The 17,925-nt window shown below is 40.7% G+C and carries 15 protein-coding genes, 1 tRNA gene, 1 rRNA gene and 2 riboswitches; of the genes, 14 read left to right on the top strand and 3 right to left on the bottom strand.

Going from position 1 to position 17,925, the window contains the following annotated elements; all coding sequences use genetic code 11:
• The first annotated feature begins 112 nt into the window (after window positions 1–112).
• The 6 genes from rrf to tsaD all read left to right on the top strand — a co-directional run bounded on the left by rrf (window position 113) and on the right by tsaD (window position 3,120).
• Window positions 113–229, top strand: a 5S ribosomal RNA gene (gene rrf, locus EDD69_RS14760).
• Window positions 230–265: 36 nt separating this feature from the next.
• Window positions 266–342: transfer RNA gene (locus tag EDD69_RS14755), tRNA-Met, on the top strand.
• A gap of 161 nt (window positions 343–503) precedes the next feature.
• Window positions 504–962: a tRNA (adenosine(37)-N6)-threonylcarbamoyltransferase complex ATPase subunit type 1 TsaE gene (tsaE, locus tag EDD69_RS14750; RefSeq protein WP_132949661.1), complete on the top strand. Its 459-nt coding sequence runs from the start codon at window positions 504–506 to the stop codon at window positions 960–962.
• The gene (tsaB, locus tag EDD69_RS14745; RefSeq protein WP_132949660.1) at window positions 959–1,663 is read left to right on the top strand and encodes a tRNA (adenosine(37)-N6)-threonylcarbamoyltransferase complex dimerization subunit type 1 TsaB; all 705 of its coding nucleotides are present in this window, start codon (window positions 959–961) and stop codon (window positions 1,661–1,663) included. The genes tsaE and tsaB overlap by 4 nt, the downstream gene beginning before the upstream one ends.
• Entirely contained in the window at window positions 1,664–2,107 is a 444-nt protein-coding gene (gene rimI / locus EDD69_RS14740) for a ribosomal protein S18-alanine N-acetyltransferase (protein ID WP_132949659.1), read from the top strand. It abuts the gene before it with no gap.
• On the top strand, window positions 2,107–3,120 hold the full coding sequence (gene tsaD, locus EDD69_RS14735) for a tRNA (adenosine(37)-N6)-threonylcarbamoyltransferase complex transferase subunit TsaD (protein ID WP_132949658.1): 1,014 nt from the start codon (window positions 2,107–2,109) through the stop codon (window positions 3,118–3,120). The genes rimI and tsaD overlap by 1 nt, the downstream gene beginning before the upstream one ends.
• Before the next feature lie 294 nt (window positions 3,121–3,414).
• Here the strand turns inward: tsaD and EDD69_RS14730 are convergent, their stop codons facing one another.
• A complete protein-coding gene (locus EDD69_RS14730) occupies window positions 3,415–5,316 on the bottom strand; it encodes an ABC-F family ATP-binding cassette domain-containing protein (protein WP_132949657.1) in 1,902 nt (633 codons plus the stop codon).
• 233 nt (window positions 5,317–5,549) lie between these two features.
• Between EDD69_RS14730 and EDD69_RS14725 the strand changes: the two genes are divergently transcribed.
• The gene (locus tag EDD69_RS14725; protein ID WP_132949656.1) at window positions 5,550–6,188 is read left to right on the top strand and encodes a redox-sensing transcriptional repressor Rex; all 639 of its coding nucleotides are present in this window, start codon (window positions 5,550–5,552) and stop codon (window positions 6,186–6,188) included.
• 11 nt (window positions 6,189–6,199) lie between these two features.
• Here the strand turns inward: EDD69_RS14725 and EDD69_RS14720 are convergent, their stop codons facing one another.
• Complete coding sequence (locus EDD69_RS14720; protein ID WP_132949655.1) at window positions 6,200–6,400, bottom strand: YdiK family protein; 201 nt, start codon at window positions 6,398–6,400, stop codon at window positions 6,200–6,202.
• Window positions 6,397–7,134 (bottom strand): CPBP family intramembrane glutamic endopeptidase, encoded by a 738-nt coding sequence (locus tag EDD69_RS14715; protein WP_132949654.1) that lies wholly within the window; start codon window positions 7,132–7,134, stop codon window positions 6,397–6,399. Before EDD69_RS14715 ends, EDD69_RS14720 begins: the two co-directional genes overlap by 4 nt.
• A gap of 261 nt (window positions 7,135–7,395) precedes the next feature.
• Here EDD69_RS14715 and groES point away from each other — a divergent pair, with 261 nt between their 5' ends.
• From groES to EDD69_RS14680, 7 genes are all read left to right on the top strand, one after another.
• A complete protein-coding gene (groES, locus tag EDD69_RS14710; RefSeq protein WP_132949653.1) occupies window positions 7,396–7,680 on the top strand; it encodes a co-chaperone GroES in 285 nt (94 codons plus the stop codon).
• Window positions 7,681–7,787: 107 nt separating this feature from the next.
• Entirely contained in the window at window positions 7,788–9,404 is a 1,617-nt protein-coding gene (groL, locus tag EDD69_RS14705) for a chaperonin GroEL (protein WP_132949652.1), read from the top strand.
• Window positions 9,405–9,939: 535 nt separating this feature from the next.
• Entirely contained in the window at window positions 9,940–10,887 is a 948-nt protein-coding gene (locus EDD69_RS14700; protein ID WP_132949651.1) for an AAA family ATPase, read from the top strand.
• Window positions 10,888–10,895: 8 nt separating this feature from the next.
• The gene (locus tag EDD69_RS14695) at window positions 10,896–12,086 is read left to right on the top strand and encodes a DUF58 domain-containing protein (protein ID WP_132949650.1); all 1,191 of its coding nucleotides are present in this window, start codon (window positions 10,896–10,898) and stop codon (window positions 12,084–12,086) included.
• Window positions 12,083–14,239: a transglutaminase TgpA family protein gene (locus EDD69_RS14690; RefSeq protein ID WP_132949649.1), complete on the top strand. Its 2,157-nt coding sequence runs from the start codon at window positions 12,083–12,085 to the stop codon at window positions 14,237–14,239. Before EDD69_RS14695 ends, EDD69_RS14690 begins: the two co-directional genes overlap by 4 nt.
• Before the next feature lie 36 nt (window positions 14,240–14,275).
• A riboswitch (purine riboswitch) is annotated at window positions 14,276–14,377 on the top strand.
• 103 nt (window positions 14,378–14,480) lie between these two features.
• On the top strand, window positions 14,481–16,001 hold the full coding sequence (gene guaA, locus EDD69_RS14685; RefSeq protein WP_132949662.1) for a glutamine-hydrolyzing GMP synthase: 1,521 nt from the start codon (window positions 14,481–14,483) through the stop codon (window positions 15,999–16,001).
• Window positions 16,002–16,088: 87 nt separating this feature from the next.
• Window positions 16,089–16,190, top strand: a riboswitch (purine riboswitch).
• Between the two features lie 124 nt (window positions 16,191–16,314).
• Window positions 16,315–17,640, top strand: a complete 1,326-nt coding sequence (locus EDD69_RS14680) for an NCS2 family permease (protein ID WP_132949648.1) — start codon at window positions 16,315–16,317, stop codon at window positions 17,638–17,640.
• The last annotated feature ends 285 nt before the right edge of the window (window positions 17,641–17,925 follow it).

The following is a 17,925-nucleotide window of genomic DNA, read 5'->3' as shown; positions in this document are numbered from 1 at the left end:
AAATGCTTGCATTTCGACGGAGAAAGCGGAACGGAGGAGGATGCTAGTTTGAGGCTAGACATCAGAGCCTGTTATCTAGTTTTGAAGGAATGAATCCTTCAATGAAAGTTCGCTCGGTGACGATAGCGGAGAGGACACACCCGTTCCCATCCCGAACACGGAAGTTAAGCTCTCCAGCGCCGATGGTAGTTGGGGCCAGGGCCCCTGCGAGAGTAGGACGTTGCCGGGCTTTCTCTATTTAATTGAGTTACATTTTTATCATCGTCGCGGGGTGGAGCAGCCTGGTAGCTCGTCGGGCTCATAACCCGAAGGTCGCAGGTTCAAATCCTGCCCCCGCAACCAAATAACATTCCTGTTGCGAAACGAAACGTTTCGTAATTTTTTTATGCACTTTTTGCCTAATTCTTATTTTTGCTGTAAACTTATAGATGTTATGTCATTTCTCCTTAGGAATGGATCCTAAGGGCTTTTTTATATTATTTTTTAAAGTTGGGTGACAAATCATGAAACAATATGAATGGGTGACACAATCTCCAGAAGAAACCATGAATATTGCCATGCAATTGGCGATGCGCTTACAACCGCAAGATGTCATTGCATTAGAAGGAGATTTAGGAGCAGGAAAAACAACATTCACAAAAGGGCTAGCCAAAGGATTAGGAATTGAACGAAATGTCAATAGCCCTACATTTACGATCATTAAAGAATATCGCGGACGATTGCCGCTTTATCATATGGATGTCTATCGCCTTGAAGAGATGGAAGAAGACTTAGGATTTGATGAATATTTCTTTGGGGATGGCGTGACGGTCGTTGAATGGGCTCATCTCATTCAATCTTACCTTCCAAAGCAATTGCTAAAAGTACGAATTCATCACGAAGGGGAACAGCAGCGGAAAATTATTTTTCAACCAATTGGCGAGCGATATGAACAGTTATGTAAGGAGATTGTTGAAAAATGAAAGTATTAGCGATTGATACATCCAATTTTGTCATGGGAATTTCCATTGTCGATGATCAAGCCGTTAAAGGAGAAATCATTACAAATTTGAAGAAAAACCATTCGGTACGCGTTATGCCAGCCATTGAATCATTGCTTCAGGAATGCGATGTGAAACCGAATGAGTTAGACTTAATTGTTGTCGCTAAAGGCCCAGGGTCATATACAGGTGTGCGCATCGGCGTAACCATTGCGAAAACGCTCGCTTGGACATTGCAAATTCCTCTTGTTGGGGTATCTAGTTTAGAAGTCGTTGCGGCAAATGCGAAATACTTTGATGGATTGATTGTGCCGCTGTTTGATGCTCGTCGAGGACAAATTTATACAGGTTTATATGCATATCGCGATTCGATTCTTGAAACGATTCAAGAGGATCGAATTGTTTTAGCATCGGAATGGGCGAAACAGTTAAAAGAGTATCAACAAAAAGTATTATTAATTGGGGGCGATGGCGAGTTACATAAGCAAGTATTTATTGAAGAACTTGGTGATTTAGCACAGGTAGCCCCACCGTCTTTGCACAATCCTCGTCCGAGCGAACTTGCATTTTTAGGAATGAATCGAAAAAGTGAAGATGTTCATACGTTTGTTCCGAACTATGTGCGCTTAGCTGAAGCAGAAGCTAACTGGCTTGCCCGACAGAGAGAAAGGGTCGACGAGTAAATGGAAGTTTCTTTTCGTTTTATGAATGTAGATGATATTGATGACGTTGTCCGCATTGAACAAGCTTCCTTTACCGTTCCTTGGAGCCGAGAAGCGTTTTATCATGAACTGACGAATAATCGCTATGCCAAATACATCGTGATGGAGCATTTAGGGAATATTATTGGCTATTGTGGCATGTGGGTCGTTCTTGATGAAGCGCACATTACGAATGTCGCGGTGCTTCCACAGTTTCGAGGAATGAAACTGGGTGAAGCGCTCATGCGAAAAGCGATGGAAATAGCAAAGGAACTTGGAGCGAAAACGATGACGCTCGAAGTTCGTGTATCGAATGAAGTTGCCCGTTCTTTGTATCGTAAACTAGGCTTTTTGAATGGCGGGATTCGCAAACAATATTATCCAGATAATCAAGAAGATGCTTTAGTAATGTGGGTGAACTTATGATGGAAAAAGATTTATTGGTTCTTGGAATTGAAACAAGTTGTGATGAAACAGCTGCAGCGATTGTTAAAAATGGTCGTGAAATTGTTGCGAATGTCGTTGCTTCGCAAATTGAAAGTCATAAACGGTTTGGAGGAGTCGTTCCCGAAATTGCTTCTAGGCATCATGTGGAGCAAATGACGATCGTTTTAGAAGAAACGATGAAACAAGCGAATTTAAACTTTTCTGATTTAGATGCGATTGCCGTTACAGAAGGGCCAGGTCTTGTCGGAGCGTTATTAATCGGTGTGAACGCGGCAAAAGCGCTTGCATTTGCTCATCAGCTCCCACTTGTTGGCGTGCACCATATCGCAGGTCATATTTATGCAAACCGGCTTGTGAAAGAAATGGAGTTTCCGTTGCTTGCCCTCGTTGTTTCTGGCGGTCATACAGAGCTCGTTTATATGAAGGAACATGGTGTCTTTGAAGTGATTGGCGAAACGCGAGATGATGCAGCCGGAGAAGCATACGATAAAGTCGCTCGGGCGCTTGACTTGCCTTATCCGGGCGGTCCGCATATTGATCGCCTTGCCCAACAAGGAAAACCAATCATTGATTTGCCGCGCGCGTGGCTTGAGGAAGGGTCCTATGATTTCAGTTTTAGCGGATTAAAATCAGCTGTGATTAATACGTTGCACAACGCAAAACAACGCGGGGAAATCATTAAGCGTGAAGACATGGCTGCAAGTTTTCAAGCCAGCGTCATCGATGTATTGGTGGAAAAAACGGTACAAGCCGCGAAACATTATCAAGTGAAGCAAGTATTGTTGGCAGGTGGAGTGGCTGCCAATCGTGGATTGCGCGCAGCATTAGAAGAACGCGTGTCTCAGTTAGATGGGATCGAATTAGTGATTCCGCCTTTATTCCTTTGTACAGACAATGCAGCAATGATTGCGGCAGCAGGGACGGTGTTATTTCAAAAAGGAAAGCGAGCGACGATGGCATTAAATGCGAATCCAAGTTTAGAGCTTGCATAGTAAACAGGGCATTCTTTACGGAATGTCCTGTTTCTTTTTTTTAAAAAATAGTTGGGTGTGAATATATTTATCCACAATGTGTTGATAATGTGGAAAACTGATTGCATACTTTATTTTATAATAAGGTTTTAATCACAGAAAAATGTGCATATTTTCCACAAAAAAATGTGGATAATGTGGAAAAGTTGGTGAATAACTTATTTTTTAGGATTTTTTCTGTGGATATGTCTGTGTAAAAAAAGCTAGCGACCAAGGTGCTAGCTTTCTTTCCGTCCTGATTACTATTGTAGTGTATTATGTCTGCAGGTTTTCCCATTGTTCGATTAATAATTCAAGTTTTTGCTTTAACTGATTAATCGTATCGTTTATTTCGCGAACTTTTTCATGATCGTGATAGATTGCTGGGTCACATAGCTGTTCCTCGTTGTTTGCAATTTCTTTTTCTAATTGTTCGATTTCGTTTTCAATCTCTTCAATTTTTCGTTTTCGCTGTCGTTCTAATTTTTTGGCTTCTTTTTCTTGTTCGTACGAAACTTTTGTAGATGAAGAAGTGTTTTGTTTGCTTTCTTGTTTAGGGAGTTGTCCTAATTCAAGCAGTTCCGCTTTTTTCGTTAAATAGTAGTCATAGTCGCCAAGATATTCGATAATGCCATGATCGGAAAGTTCATATATTTTTGTTGCGATACGGTTAATGAAATAACGGTCGTGAGAAACGAACAAAATCGTTCCTGGGTATTCGATTAAAGCTTGTTCAAGCACTTCTTTGCTGTCGAGATCAAGATGGTTTGTCGGTTCGTCTAAAATAAGGAAATTCGCTTTTTTCATCATCAATTTGGCGAGCGCAAGTCTTGCTTTCTCACCGCCGCTTAACGTTGAAACAGGCTTAAGCACGTCATCTCCAGAAAATAAAAAATTCCCAAGGATCGTGCGAATTTCTTTTTCAGTTTTGAGGCGATCTTCGTCCCAAAGCTCGTCTAATACGCGTTTATTCGAAGTAAGGTCTGCTTGTTCTTGATCGTAATAACCAATTTGCACGTTTGCCCCATAACGAAACTCTCCTTGTTGGAGGGGCAGTTTTTTAACGATCGTTTTAAGAAGTGTCGATTTTCCAATTCCATTTGGTCCAATTAAGGCGATGCTTTCACCGCGCGTGATTCGAAAGTGAATGTTGCTTGCAATGGTTTCATCATGATAGCCGATGGCTACGTTGTCAGCTATTAAAACGTCATTTCCGCTTGGACGTTCAATTTCGAAGCGAAAGGAAGCCGATTTTTCATCGCCTAACGGCTTTTCCATTAAATTCATTTTTTCTAATTGTTTGCGGCGGCTTTGGGCACGCTTGGTTGTAGACGCTCTCGCAATATTTCGTTGAATGAAATCTTTTAGCTTTGCTACTTCTTCTTGTTGCTTTTCATATAGCTTTAGTTCGCGCTCATATTGTTCGGCGCGCTGTTGTAAATAACGTGTATAATTGCCGACATATTTTTTGATCGTTGTTCTTGAAATTTCATATACTTGGTCTACTACTTGATCGAGGAAATAGCGATCGTGCGAAACAATTAAAATCGCTCCAGGATAATTTTTTAAATATTGTTCCAGCCATGCGAGTGTCTCCATATCTAGATGGTTCGTCGGCTCATCTAAAATAAGCAAATCGGGTTTTGTAAGCAATAGCTTGCCAAGAGCTAACCTTGTTCGCTGTCCACCGCTTAATGTTGAAATGGGTGTTGAATAGTCGTATTCAGAAAACTTGAGTCCATGAAGAACGGAACGAATATCTGCTTCATATTGATACCCACCGCGCTCTTTAAATTCCACTTGCAAGCGATCGTATTGTTTTAATAGTTGATCATAATTGCCTTGTCCAGCGCTCATTTGTTGTTCTAAATCGCGTAATTGCTGTTCCATTTGTCGAAGCGGGGCAAATACGTCGATCATTTCATCCCAAATGGAACGGTCGGACTGCAAGCCTGTATCTTGAGCGAGATAACCGATTGTAACATGCTTCGGCTTAATAATTTCACCTTGGTCATAAGACATTTGACCCGCAAGGATTTTTAATAATGTTGATTTTCCTGCCCCGTTTCGGCCGACGAGAGCGATTCGGTCTTTTTCCTGTATCTCTAGTTTAATATTCGATAAAATAAGTTCTGCTCCAAAATATTTTGATAGCTGGTTTACTTGTAAAATAATCATGCTTTTATTCACCTCTTTTTCTGTTGATAGTTTAGCGTACCTTTTCCGTGTTCGGCAACATTGGTGTTGAATAACAAATTTGACAAAAATGATAATAAAAATGTAGGAGAAAGACAGATGGACAAAAATAGTGTATAGTTTAAAATGGAAGGTATATAAATGGTGTGGATGAAGAAATAATGAAAGCGCTAACTAGAAAGTATTTGTTGAAAGGAAATGTGGGGGATTGATTCGTGAGTAATGAACAACCAAAAATTCCGCAAGCAACGGCAAAACGATTACCACTTTATTATCGCTTTTTGAAAAATTTGCATGCTTCTGGTAAGCAGCGTGTATCCTCAGCTGAATTAAGTGAAGCTGTCAAAGTTGATTCAGCAACGATTCGACGAGATTTTTCTTATTTTGGTGCGTTAGGAAAAAAAGGATATGGATACAACGTTAATTATTTATTGTCGTTTTTCCGTAAAACACTCGATCAAGACGAAATAACTGAGGTCGCTTTGTTTGGCGTCGGTAATTTAGGGACCGCATTTTTAAATTATAATTTTAGCAAAAATAATAACACGAAGATCGTCGTTGCTTTTGATGTCGACCCAGAAAAGGTAGGAAAGGAAGTAGGAGGTGTTCCTGTTTATCATTTAGACGAGCTAGAGGAGAAATTAGGGGACATCACCGTGGCTATTTTAACTGTTCCAGCACAAGTGGCTCAACCGATTACCGATCGGCTTGTTCAAAGAGGGATTAAAGGAATTTTGAACTTTACGCCAGCGCGTTTAAATGTTCCTGAAAACATTCGTGTTCATCATATTGATTTAGCGGTTGAGCTGCAGTCATTAGTTTATTTTCTAAAACATTATTCAAATGACCAATAGAAAACCTCCCTTCAGCGTCGGGAGGTTTTCTTGTTGGTGAAATTGAGTGCCAATATACGTAAGGCTGCACCAAAATCTAACGTGGCAATGATCATTAAGAGAACGGTTGGAAAACTCCACATTTCTTCACGTGCACTTTCGATTGCAAGATAGGTAAAAAGTGTTCCCATGATGAAATAAAACATACTTGTACGCAATGATGTCGTTCTCATTTCATAAGCCCCCAAAAAATCCATTGCATTTGTTCTGATTGACGAATGATTTCTTCAATTTGATCAGCAAAAAAAGTTTGAATCATAATGACAAATGTATTCATCATAACATGTGCGAAAATGGGTACCATAATTCGTTTTGTTTTTACGTATAAAAACGCAAACACAAATCCCATTGTGGAGTAGAGAAGCAGATGCTCCAGCTCCATATGAACGACAGCGAAGAGCAAAGAACTAACAGTGGCCGCAATGACAAAATTATATTTTTTGTACAACGTTCCAAAGATAATTTTGCGAAAAATGAGTTCTTCTAAAATTGGGCCGATGATCGACGTAACAAGGATCAGTGAAGGAGTTAACTTCACGATTTCGACGATGCGGCGCGTATTTTCCGATCCCATCTCGATGCCAAATAAGCGCAGTTCAATATTTGCCGCAATCCCTTGGGCAAATAAAGCTAAGAAAAAACCGCCAATCGACCACAAAATGGCAGAAGGAACTGAAGCGCGTTCACGGTCATACGAAGGTTTCATATCAGCGCGCATGAAATAAAGAACAAGAAAGAAGGCGAACGTAAAGCTAATGACAGCCCAATAACCCGAAGCGATCGAGATGGCTGTTTCTTTACTTTCCGCTTCCCCTACTCCAAAATAAAGCAACAACGGTACTCCCGCTATGCTAGACAGCTGCATGATAACATATGTAATAATGACGTACCAATATTGTTTTCTCAATCTAGCAATCCCCTTTTCATTAGAAAATCCGTGGCTTTTTTATTTTAACACATTTTTTGCATGTTTTACGAAAGGAGTGCAATAATGAGAGAGAGAATGTAGAGAAGGAATGTAAAAAAGTTTGTATCGTTTCATTTTTTTTATAATTTCCTACTTGCAAAATTGAAAAAAGTTCATTAATATAATAAGTGTGTTAGCACTCAATGATCATGAGTGCTAATAATCCGATGAACGAAAATCTATTTAAGGAGGTTGTTTGCCGTGTTAAAACCATTAGGTGATCGCGTTGTTATTGAGCTTATCCAAACTGAAGAAAAAACTGCGAGCGGTATTGTATTACCAGACACAGCGAAAGAAAAACCACAAGAAGGAAAAGTTATTGCAGTTGGTCCAGGCCGTGTTCTTGACAGCGGTGAGCGTGTAACGCCAGAAGTTAAAGTTGGCGATCGTATCATCTTCTCAAAATATGCTGGTACAGAAGTAAAATATGAAGGTAAAGAATACTTAATCTTACGTGAAAGCGACATCTTAGCTGTGATTGGTTAATCGATCGCTTAGCTTTATATCATAGATTTTCTGTTCAATACTTAATACTTATTAATACTTATGTTCAAATATTAAACTAAAAAATATTTGTTGAGGGGGTATGGTCCATGGCAAAAGAAATTAAATTCAGCGAAGAAGCTCGTCGTGCGATGCTACGCGGTGTAGATAAATTAGCTGATGCTGTAAAAGTTACATTAGGTCCAAAAGGTCGCAACGTTGTATTAGAGAAAAAATTCGGTTCTCCATTAATTACAAATGACGGTGTAACAATTGCAAAAGAAATTGAATTAGAAGATCCATTTGAAAACATGGGTGCAAAGCTTGTTGCTGAAGTAGCAAGCAAAACAAACGATGTAGCTGGTGACGGTACAACAACTGCTACTGTATTAGCGCAAGCAATGATCCGTGAAGGATTAAAGAACGTAACAGCTGGTGCGAACCCAATGGGCATCCGCAAAGGTATTGAAAAAGCGGTTGCGGTTGCGGTTGAAGAATTAAAAGCAATCTCTAAACCAATCAAAGGCAAAGAGTCTATTGCGCAAGTTGCTGCGATTTCTGCTGCTGACGAAGAAGTAGGTAAATTAATCGCAGAAGCAATGGAGCGCGTAGGTAAAGACGGCGTTATTACATTAGAAGAATCTAAAGGCTTCACAACAGAGTTAGATGTAGTAGAAGGTATGCAATTTGACCGTGGTTATGTATCTCCATACATGATCACAGACTCTGAAAAAATGGAAGCTGTATTAGAAAATCCATACATCTTAATCACTGATAAGAAAATCTCAAGCATTCAAGACCTCTTACCTGTATTAGAGCAAGTTGTACAACAAGGCAAACCATTATTAATTATCGCTGAAGACGTAGAAGGTGAAGCTCTTGCAACATTAGTTGTGAACAAGCTTCGTGGTACATTCACAGCAGTTGCTGTTAAAGCTCCTGGCTTCGGTGACCGTCGTAAAGCAATGCTTGAAGATATCGCAATCTTAACTGGCGGTGAAGTAATCAGCGAAGAATTAGGTCGTGAATTGAAATCTACAACAATCGAATCACTTGGTCGCGCTGCTAAAGTTGTTGTTACAAAAGAACATACAACAATCGTTGATGGCGCTGGTTCAAAAGATCGCATCCAAGCTCGTATCAACCAAATTCGCGCTCAATTAGAAGAAACAACTTCTGAATTTGATCGCGAAAAATTACAAGAGCGCTTAGCGAAATTAGCTGGCGGCGTAGCAGTTATCAAAGTTGGTGCTGCAACTGAAACTGAATTGAAAGAACGCAAATTGCGCATTGAAGACGCTCTTAACGCTACACGTGCGGCAGTTGAAGAAGGTATCGTAGCCGGCGGTGGTACTGCGTTAATGAACGTATACAATAAAGTTGCTTCAATTGAAGCTGAAGGCGACGTTGCAACTGGTGTGAAAATCGTTCTTCGCGCAATCGAAGAGCCAGTTCGTCAAATCGCTCACAACGCTGGTTTAGAAGGTTCTGTTATCGTTGAACGCTTAAAAACTGAAAAACCAGGTATCGGCTTCAACGCTGCTACTGGTGAATGGGTAGACATGATCGAAGCTGGTATCGTTGACCCTACAAAAGTAACTCGTTCTGCTCTTCAAAACGCTGCATCTGTTGCCGCTATGTTCTTAACAACTGAAGCGGTTGTTGCTGACAAACCAGAAGAAAACAAAGGCAACTCAGGCATGCCTGACATGGGCGGCATGATGTAATAAAGTGAACTAGTCGAGGACTACTTCCTTTATAGGAAGTAGTCCTTTTTTGTTGCTGAAATTCGCATATCAAGATTTTTAGAAGATAGGCGTTTTAAGAACACGAAAATTACGAAATGTTACTTGGTGAGTTTATTAACTATTGCATTAACAATGAACTTTTAAAGTTTCTAAATAATAACATAAAAAGGATATTATTAATCTTTACTACCTAAATTATACATAATATTTTGTAAGTTAAAACTATTTTTGGTTTTTTATATTTTTGATAATTTCATAGTGTTAATAAATTGTATTTTTATTTTATAAAGAGATGAAAGTAGTTTCGGTGTCACTGCCGTATCATTTCAAGTGTCTGTTGTCAAATAAAATAAAACGTTTCTTTTTTGATATTACGATGAAGTTCGTTCTCTTTAAACCAGCAAGAGTAGACAAGCACATTTTGCTTGAGGATTAAACAGACTGTTTCGAAGGATTTTCGATGTATTTGTCGAATGGATACGATATATGACAAAAATGGGGGAGATTGGAGAAGATGAAATATGAGCCGTTCCATCCTTTGATTGCGACGATGATTGAAAATATCGAAAAAGTCATCATTGGAAAACGAGAAGTGACGACATTAAGCATTGTGGCGTTGTTAGCTGGCGGTCATGTGCTATTAGAAGATGTTCCGGGTGTTGGGAAAACAATGCTTGTTCGCGCGCTCGCTAAATCGGTGAATGCACAGTTTAAACGCATTCAGTTTACACCGGATTTGTTGCCGAGCGACATTACGGGTGTATCGGTTTATAATCCGAAACAAATGCATTTTGAATATAAGCCTGGTCCGATTATGGGAAACGTCATTTTAGCAGATGAAATTAACCGAACGTCGCCAAAAACGCAAGCGGCTTTGCTTGAAGCGATGGAAGAAGGTGGTGTGACGGTCGATGGCATCACGTATCCGCTGCCACAACCTTTTTTTGTGATGGCTACGCAAAATCCGATTGAATATGAAGGGACGTATCCATTGCCAGAAGCGCAGCTCGACCGCTTTTTATTGAAGGTGAATATGGGATACCCATCAATGACGGAAGAAATTGAAATATTAAACCGTACGGAAAAAACAACGCCGATTGATCAGATTCAGCCCGTTGTTACGATTGAACAATTGCGTTCTTTACAACAACAAGTGAAAAAAGTGTATGTCGATGAACATGTGAAACGATACATTGTTGATCTAGTGCAACGAAGCCGCTCACACCCAGCCATCTATTTAGGAGTGAGTCCACGCGGATCGGTTGCTCTTATGAAGGCAGCGCAAGCACATGCACTCGTATACGGCCGCGATTTTGTCATCCCGGATGATGTGCAACGTGTGGCGTCTTTTGCGTTGCCGCATCGCATTATTTTAAAGCCGGAAGCGAAGTTTGATGGGTTGTCTGCGGAAGATGTCATCGCTCGCATTATCACCCAAACACCAGTGCCGATTCGAAGGTAGTGATCTGTATGCGAAAGAATCCGATTCGTCAGTGTGTGCTCATCATTAGTTTGTTTGTGGTACTGTTTGTGTATGCGATGTTTCAAGGGGGATTTGTGAGCTGGTTTTTATTTTATAGTTTTTTACCGCTATGGCTATACTCCATTGTTGTTTTCTTTTATCCCCTCCATGCATTGAACGTTGAGCGTACGTTTAACCAAGCGTCTTATCATGCCGGAGAAACGGTTGTTGTGACTGTTCGCATGAACATGCCGACTTTCTTTCCTGTTATCTCTTTTATCGTCGAAGAGGAATGGCCGCAGTCACTACCGAGTAAAGATGAAAAAATGGTTGTATTTCCATTTGGGAGAAAAACGTTGACGTTTACATACGAAATACGTGGCATACCGCGCGGAGAGCATATTTTCTCGAATATTCGTATAAAAATTACTGATTTTTTTGGTCTTGTGTCCAAAGAAGCGGAGTTTCCGCTTCAACATGCGATGGTCGTATATCCGCGTTATGTTGAAATGAACATGCTGAAAGTCAGTCAGAGCTTTGAACAAGGAAGTGCTGTTTCACCTTGGCAACTTCATCGCGATATGACGATGGCTGTCGGCGTTCGCGAGTATGTGCCGGGAGATCGATTTTCATGGATTCATTGGAAAGCATCCGCAAGAAAAAATGATTGGATGACAAAAGAGTTTGAGGAGCAGCAAAACGAAGATGTTGTTTTGTTTCTTGATCGAACACCGACACCGTTATTTGAAGAGATGGTTACATTTTCAGCTTCATTTGTGCGAGCAAATATAAAAAAAGGTGTTCAAACGGGCTTTGTTGCTATCGGAACAGATCGCCTCGTTTTTCATCCGCAAAATAGTGAAGCACATCTTCAACGGCTCTTTTACGCCTTAGCGAAAGTGAAGTGCGACAGCGCGAAGTCGTTTGAGCACATCATTTCAAACGAAACGATGCTATGGCCAGCTTCGGCTTCGTTTTGTTACATGACTTCTTATTTGTCTAAAGATCTCGCTTATGCTGTTGGTCATATGGCGATGCGTGGTCGGAACAATGTCGTATTTTTCATGAAAAACGAAGGAGCTCCATTGTCTAATGAAGAACAGGAAGTGATCGAACAGCTCCGGAAAAAAAGAGTCACGACAGTCGTTGTCACGCCCGACCATGTTATAAATACTTCGTTGAAGGTGGGAAGTGAATGATGAATGGAAGCCGGCTGAAAGTGGGCGTTTATTATTTATTTGCGTTTTGGCTTTTAGCAGAGTGGCTCATTCCACTTAAAACGGTTTCCGACACACAAAACGCAAATGTGTTCATCGTGTTTGTCGGCCTTTGTTTTCTTTTCATGTTTTTGCGCATTCGCGCTTCAATCGTTGCGTTGATTAACGTTAGTTATATCGCATACACGTTGAATGCGCTCTTTTTTGATGTTTCGTTTTTTTCGTTTCGGTGGCTTCCTTTGTTGGTAGAAGACGTGATCAATCATGTGGCGATCGTTCGTCAAGCGCGCTGGTTCGAAGTGACAAACGTTTTTCGAAGCTTGTTGTTTTTTGTGTTGCTATGGATGATGACATATGTCGTGCGCTATTGGTTGTTCGTCCGGAAACGATTATTTGTTTTTTATGTCGCAACGGTGGCATATGTCGCGATATTAGATACGTTTACTGCTTTTCGCGGCAATGGAGCGATCGTTCGGCTCGTCACTCTTGGATTTCTTCTGCTTCATTGGCTCGTTGACGAACGGATTGGCGGGGCGAAACAATGGAAACGGTGGCTTGCTGCCTCCATTGGAATGATTAGTGTATGCTTGGTGGTGGGGTATGTTGGGCCGAAGCTTCCTCCACAATGGCCGGATCCGGTTCCGTTCATTAAAAGTTATGCCAAAGGAAGTGAACAAGGAACGGGAAAAGAGACGGTTGATGGAACGGTCAAAAAAGTCGGATACGGAACGAACGATTCCCGTTTAGGTGGGCCGTTTGTTGCAGATGATACGGTCGTCTTTACCGTTGAAGATGAACAGCGTCACTATTGGCGGGTGGAAACAAAAAGTGTGTATACGGGAAAAGGATGGGAGACGGCCGACAATGATGTAACTGATATATTTGAACAAGAAAATCATATTTATTACTGGTTTGAAGATGGGGTGGAGAAAGAAACATTCACAGCGATCATTCGGCCGACACAACCGATGTATTATTTAGCCTATCCATTAGGATTAAAAGCCGTTCACGCTTTGGAGGTAAACGAATTTCTATTGCAGATGGCCAATGAAAAAATTTACCCGGTTGATCGACAGCTGAATACCCTTCCTTTGTTCGAGCATGAGATCGTTTATGAGCACCCGATATTTTCAGTGGAGCAATTAAACGATGCGCCTGCTGTTCAAAATGATACGCTTCTTGCTCAATACACACAGCTTCCAGCGACGTTGCCGAGCCGCGTTCGCCAGTTAGCCGAGAAAATTACAAATGGAAAGCAAACACAATATGAAAAAGTAAAAGCGGTGGAGCAATATTTTCGGTTGAATGGGTTTGATTATGAGACAACAGATGTCGCTGTCCCTGGTGATAATGATGATTATGTCGATCAGTTTTTATTTGAAACGAAAAAAGGATATTGCGACAATTTTTCAACATCTATGGTTGTGCTCCTTCGTTCCGTTGGCATTCCGGCACGCTGGGTAAAAGGATATACCGCTGGGCAGCTGACGGGCAAAACAGCAGACGGGAAAAATATATATACCATTACAAACAAAAATGCCCATTCATGGGTAGAAGTATATTTTTCTGGCGTTGGCTGGGTTCCATTTGAACCGACGCAAGGGTTTGCAAATCCGTACCGCTTTACGCAGCCGCAATTACCTCAAGAACAACAGGTTGTCCAGCCATCACAGTCGTTGCGATCACGCATTCCTGTTAATGATTTGCTTCGCGGTGAACAAACGACATCATCGAGTTGGAAAGACAAAGACCATGCGATATGGAACGCATTCACATGGAAAAAAGCGATATGGTTGATTTTTGTTGGTGTCGGCGTTGTTTTCTTGTTGTATAAAATAAGACGAAAATGGTGGCCGTATGTGACATTGTTCATGTTTCGGTGGAAGAATGGCGATGATGCATTTGTAAGAGCATATGTCGCCTTATTAAAACATTTACAAGATTATGGGTTAAAAAGAAAACAAGGAGAAACGTTGCGTCAATACGCCGCATACGTTGATCGATATTTCGGTACGACGGACATGAGCAAGCTGACGTATATGTATGAAAAAGCGATTTATAAGCAACAGGCAAACGTTGAATGGGAAAAAATGAAAGAATTATGGGAAAATTTAATAAAAAAGACCGTGCCTTGACCTGTGCCAGAAAGAGTTGATAGAATAAATTAAAATTTAATGATGGTACGCGATCTTCGTATATCCTCGATAATATGGTTCGAGAGTCTCTACCGGGTGACCGTAAATCACCCGACTACGAAGGCAGATGATTCTATTTTTATTTTGCTAGAATTCTGCCTTCGCTTTTTTATGGTGAAGGTGTGAATTCTAGCTTTTTATTATTTTAGCTGGGGTGATTTTTGTGCAGCAAACTCAAGAAATGATTGTTGTGCTCGATTTTGGCAGTCAGTACAATCAACTCATTACTCGCCGCATTCGTGAGTTTGGCGTGTATAGTGAACTTCATCCGCATACGATTACGGCTGAAGAAATTCAAGCAATGAACGCAAAAGGCATTATTTTCTCAGGCGGTCCTAATAGCGTATACGATGAAAATGCATTTATGTGCGACCCTAACATTTTTGAATTAGGGCTGCCGATTTTAGGGATTTGTTATGGCATGCAGTTAATGACGCATCATTTAGGCGGAAAAGTAGAAAAAGCGACACATCGGGAATATGGAAAAGCGACAATCAATGTTCGACATGCTTCTAAGTTGTTTGAAAACCTTCCAAATGAACAAGTCGTTTGGATGAGCCATGGCGATTTAGTAACGGAAATACCTGAAGGATTCACAGTGGATGCGACTAGCCCGTCTTGTCCGATTGCGGCGATGAGCGATGAGGCAAGAAAGTTTTATGCGGTTCAATTTCATCCAGAAGTGCGCCATTCCGTATATGGAAATGACTTATTGAAAAACTTCGTATTCCATGTGTGCCAATGTAAAGGCGACTGGACAATGGGGAATTTTATTGAAAATGAAATTCGTAAAATTCGCGAGCTCGTTGGCGATAAAAAAGTTCTTTGTGCATTAAGCGGCGGCGTCGATTCCTCCGTAGCGGCCGTGCTTGTTCATAAAGCAATCGGCGACCAATTAACATGTATTTTCGTTGATCATGGCCTGTTGCGTAAAGGCGAAGCGGAAAGCGTCATGAAAACCTTCCGTGAAGGTTTTCACATGAACGTCATTAAAGTGGATGCAAAAGAACGTTTTCTTAACAAGTTAAAAGGAGTTTCTGATCCAGAACAAAAACGCAAAATCATCGGTAATGAATTTATTTATGTATTTGATGATGAAGCAGCCAAGTTAGAAGGAATTGAGTTTTTAGTCCAAGGTACGCTTTATACAGACATTATTGAAAGTGGAACCGCTACGGCTCAGACAATTAAATCACACCATAATGTCGGCGGATTGCCAGAAGATATGAAGTTTAAGTTAATCGAGCCGCTTAATACATTGTTTAAAGATGAAGTCCGTGCATTAGGAAAAGAATTAGGTATTCCAGATGAAATTGTTTGGCGTCAACCATTCCCGGGCCCAGGACTTGGCATTCGCGTGCTTGGTGAAGTGACGGAAGAAAAGCTAGAAATTGTTCGTGAGTCCGATGCGATTTTGCGTGAAGAAATTAAAAAAGCGGGATTAGATCGCGAAATTTGGCAATACTTCACTGTTCTTCCTGACATTCGAAGCGTCGGAGTAATGGGGGATGCACGAACATATGACTACACGGTGGCCATTCGTGCGGTCACATCCATTGATGGAATGACAGCGGACTGGGCTCGAATTCCTTGGGATGTGTTAGAAGTGATTTCAACAAGAATTGTCAATGAAGTGCCTCATGTGAACCGCGTGGTTTATGATATTACAAGCAAGCCGCCTGCGACGATTGAATGGGAGTAAAAACGAACAAAATTAAATATAGATAAAAAAATGTTCGTCTTTATTGTTGACTTTAGCGTAATAGGTTGATAGAATGTATATGTAAAACCGAATATTGCAAAAATACATCGTATAATCTTGGGAATATGGCCCGAGAGTCTCTACCAAGCTACCGTAAATAGCTTGACTACGATGTATAATGTGCAGGGGGAGAGGAGTCTGTTGATTCCTCTCTATGTTCTCCTATGCTCATTATTCATCATAGTCAACGCTTCTGGTAGTTTGCTAGAAGCGTTTTTCTTTTGATTACAACAAATAGGAGGGACATAGAGAGATGAGAAAGTATTTTCAATTTGATGAGCTTGGAACGAATTATCGTACGGAAATTATTGCTGGATTAACCACGTTTTTATCCATGGCCTATATTTTATTCGTAAACCCATTCGTTCTTTCGTTAGGAGCAGTAAAAGATTTTCCGAATGAATTAAGAATTGATCAAGGAGCGGTGTTTGTTGCGACGGCGCTTGCGGCAGCATACGGTTCGATTTTAATGGGGGTCTTAGCGCGATATCCGATTGCGTTAGCGCCTGGAATGGGATTAAATGCGTTTTTTGCGTTTACGGTTGTTCTGCATATGAATATTCCGTGGCAAACGGCGTTAGCGGGCGTATTTGTTTCAGGAATTCTTTTCACGATTTTAACGTTAACAGGGATTCGGGAGAAAATTATTGAGGCGATTCCACTTGATTTAAAGTATGCAGTCGGAGCGGGTATTGGATTATTTATCACGTTTATCGGTTTCCAAAATGCAGGGATTATCGTTGATAATCCAGCAACGCTGGTCGGCTTAAGTGATTTTAAAAACGGAAATACATTGCTTGCGATTTTCGGTTTATTTGTTACGGTCATTTTAATGGTGAAACGTGTACATGGCGGCGTTTTTTACGGAATGGTCATCACAGCCATCACCGGCATGATTTTTGGATTGATTGAAGTGCCAGATAAAGTGGTAGGTGCTGTACCAGATCTTTCACCGACATTCGGTGTTGCTTTGCAGCATTTAGATCAAATTTTCACATTAAAAATGATCGCTGTTGTGTTAACATTCTTTATTGTTGACTTTTTCGACGCGACAGGAACGTTGCTTGCCGTTGCCAATCAAGCGGGGTTATTGAAAAACAATAAACTTCCGAGAGCAGGAAAAGCGCTGCTTGTGGACGCTACAGCTGTTATGGTCGGAGCTGTATTAGGTACGTCAACGACAACATCTTATATTGAATCTTCAGCTGGAGTTGCAGCAGGTGGACGATCAGGCTTTTCAGCTGTTGTAACAGGGATTTTATTCTTATTAGCTTTGTTCTTTTCGCCGTTATTAAGCGTCATTACAGCACCTGTCACAGCGCCTGCGCTAATTATTGTTGGTGTGCTCATGGCTTCATCGATTGGTGAAATTGATTGGAAAAAGTTCGAAGTAGCTGTTCCAGCATTTTTTACGCTTATTACCATGCCGCTTTCTTACAGTATTGCCACTGGAATTGCGATCGGATTTATTTTCTATCCGATTACAATGGTTTTAAAAGGTCGTTCAAAAGAAGTCCATCCGATTTTATACGTTTTATTTGTGATCTTTATCCTCTATTTCTTATTCTTAAGAGAGTAGTTATAAAAGAGCGGGATTCCACATGATGGAATGCCGCTTTTTTTATTGACTTTTGAGCGTGAATTTGATATTTTAGAAAAGCTGTTGTTGGCAACAAAGTTGTTGTTGGCAGCGAAAAAAATATAAAAAAGTTGTTGACAGATGTAATTACAAATGCTATATTATAAGAGTCGCTTATGAATAACAAAACAAATGTTCCTTGAAAACTGAACGAAACAGAAGCGTGAAAGCTAGTGAGAAAACTTTCTATGGAGAGTTTGATCCTGGCTCAGGACGAACGCTGGC

Origin of the sequence: Thermolongibacillus altinsuensis (assembly GCF_004341205.1) — a bacterium.
Taxonomy (GTDB): domain Bacteria; phylum Bacillota; class Bacilli; order Bacillales; family Anoxybacillaceae; genus Thermolongibacillus; species Thermolongibacillus altinsuensis.
This window is presented reverse-complemented; position numbering and strand designations above follow the sequence as displayed.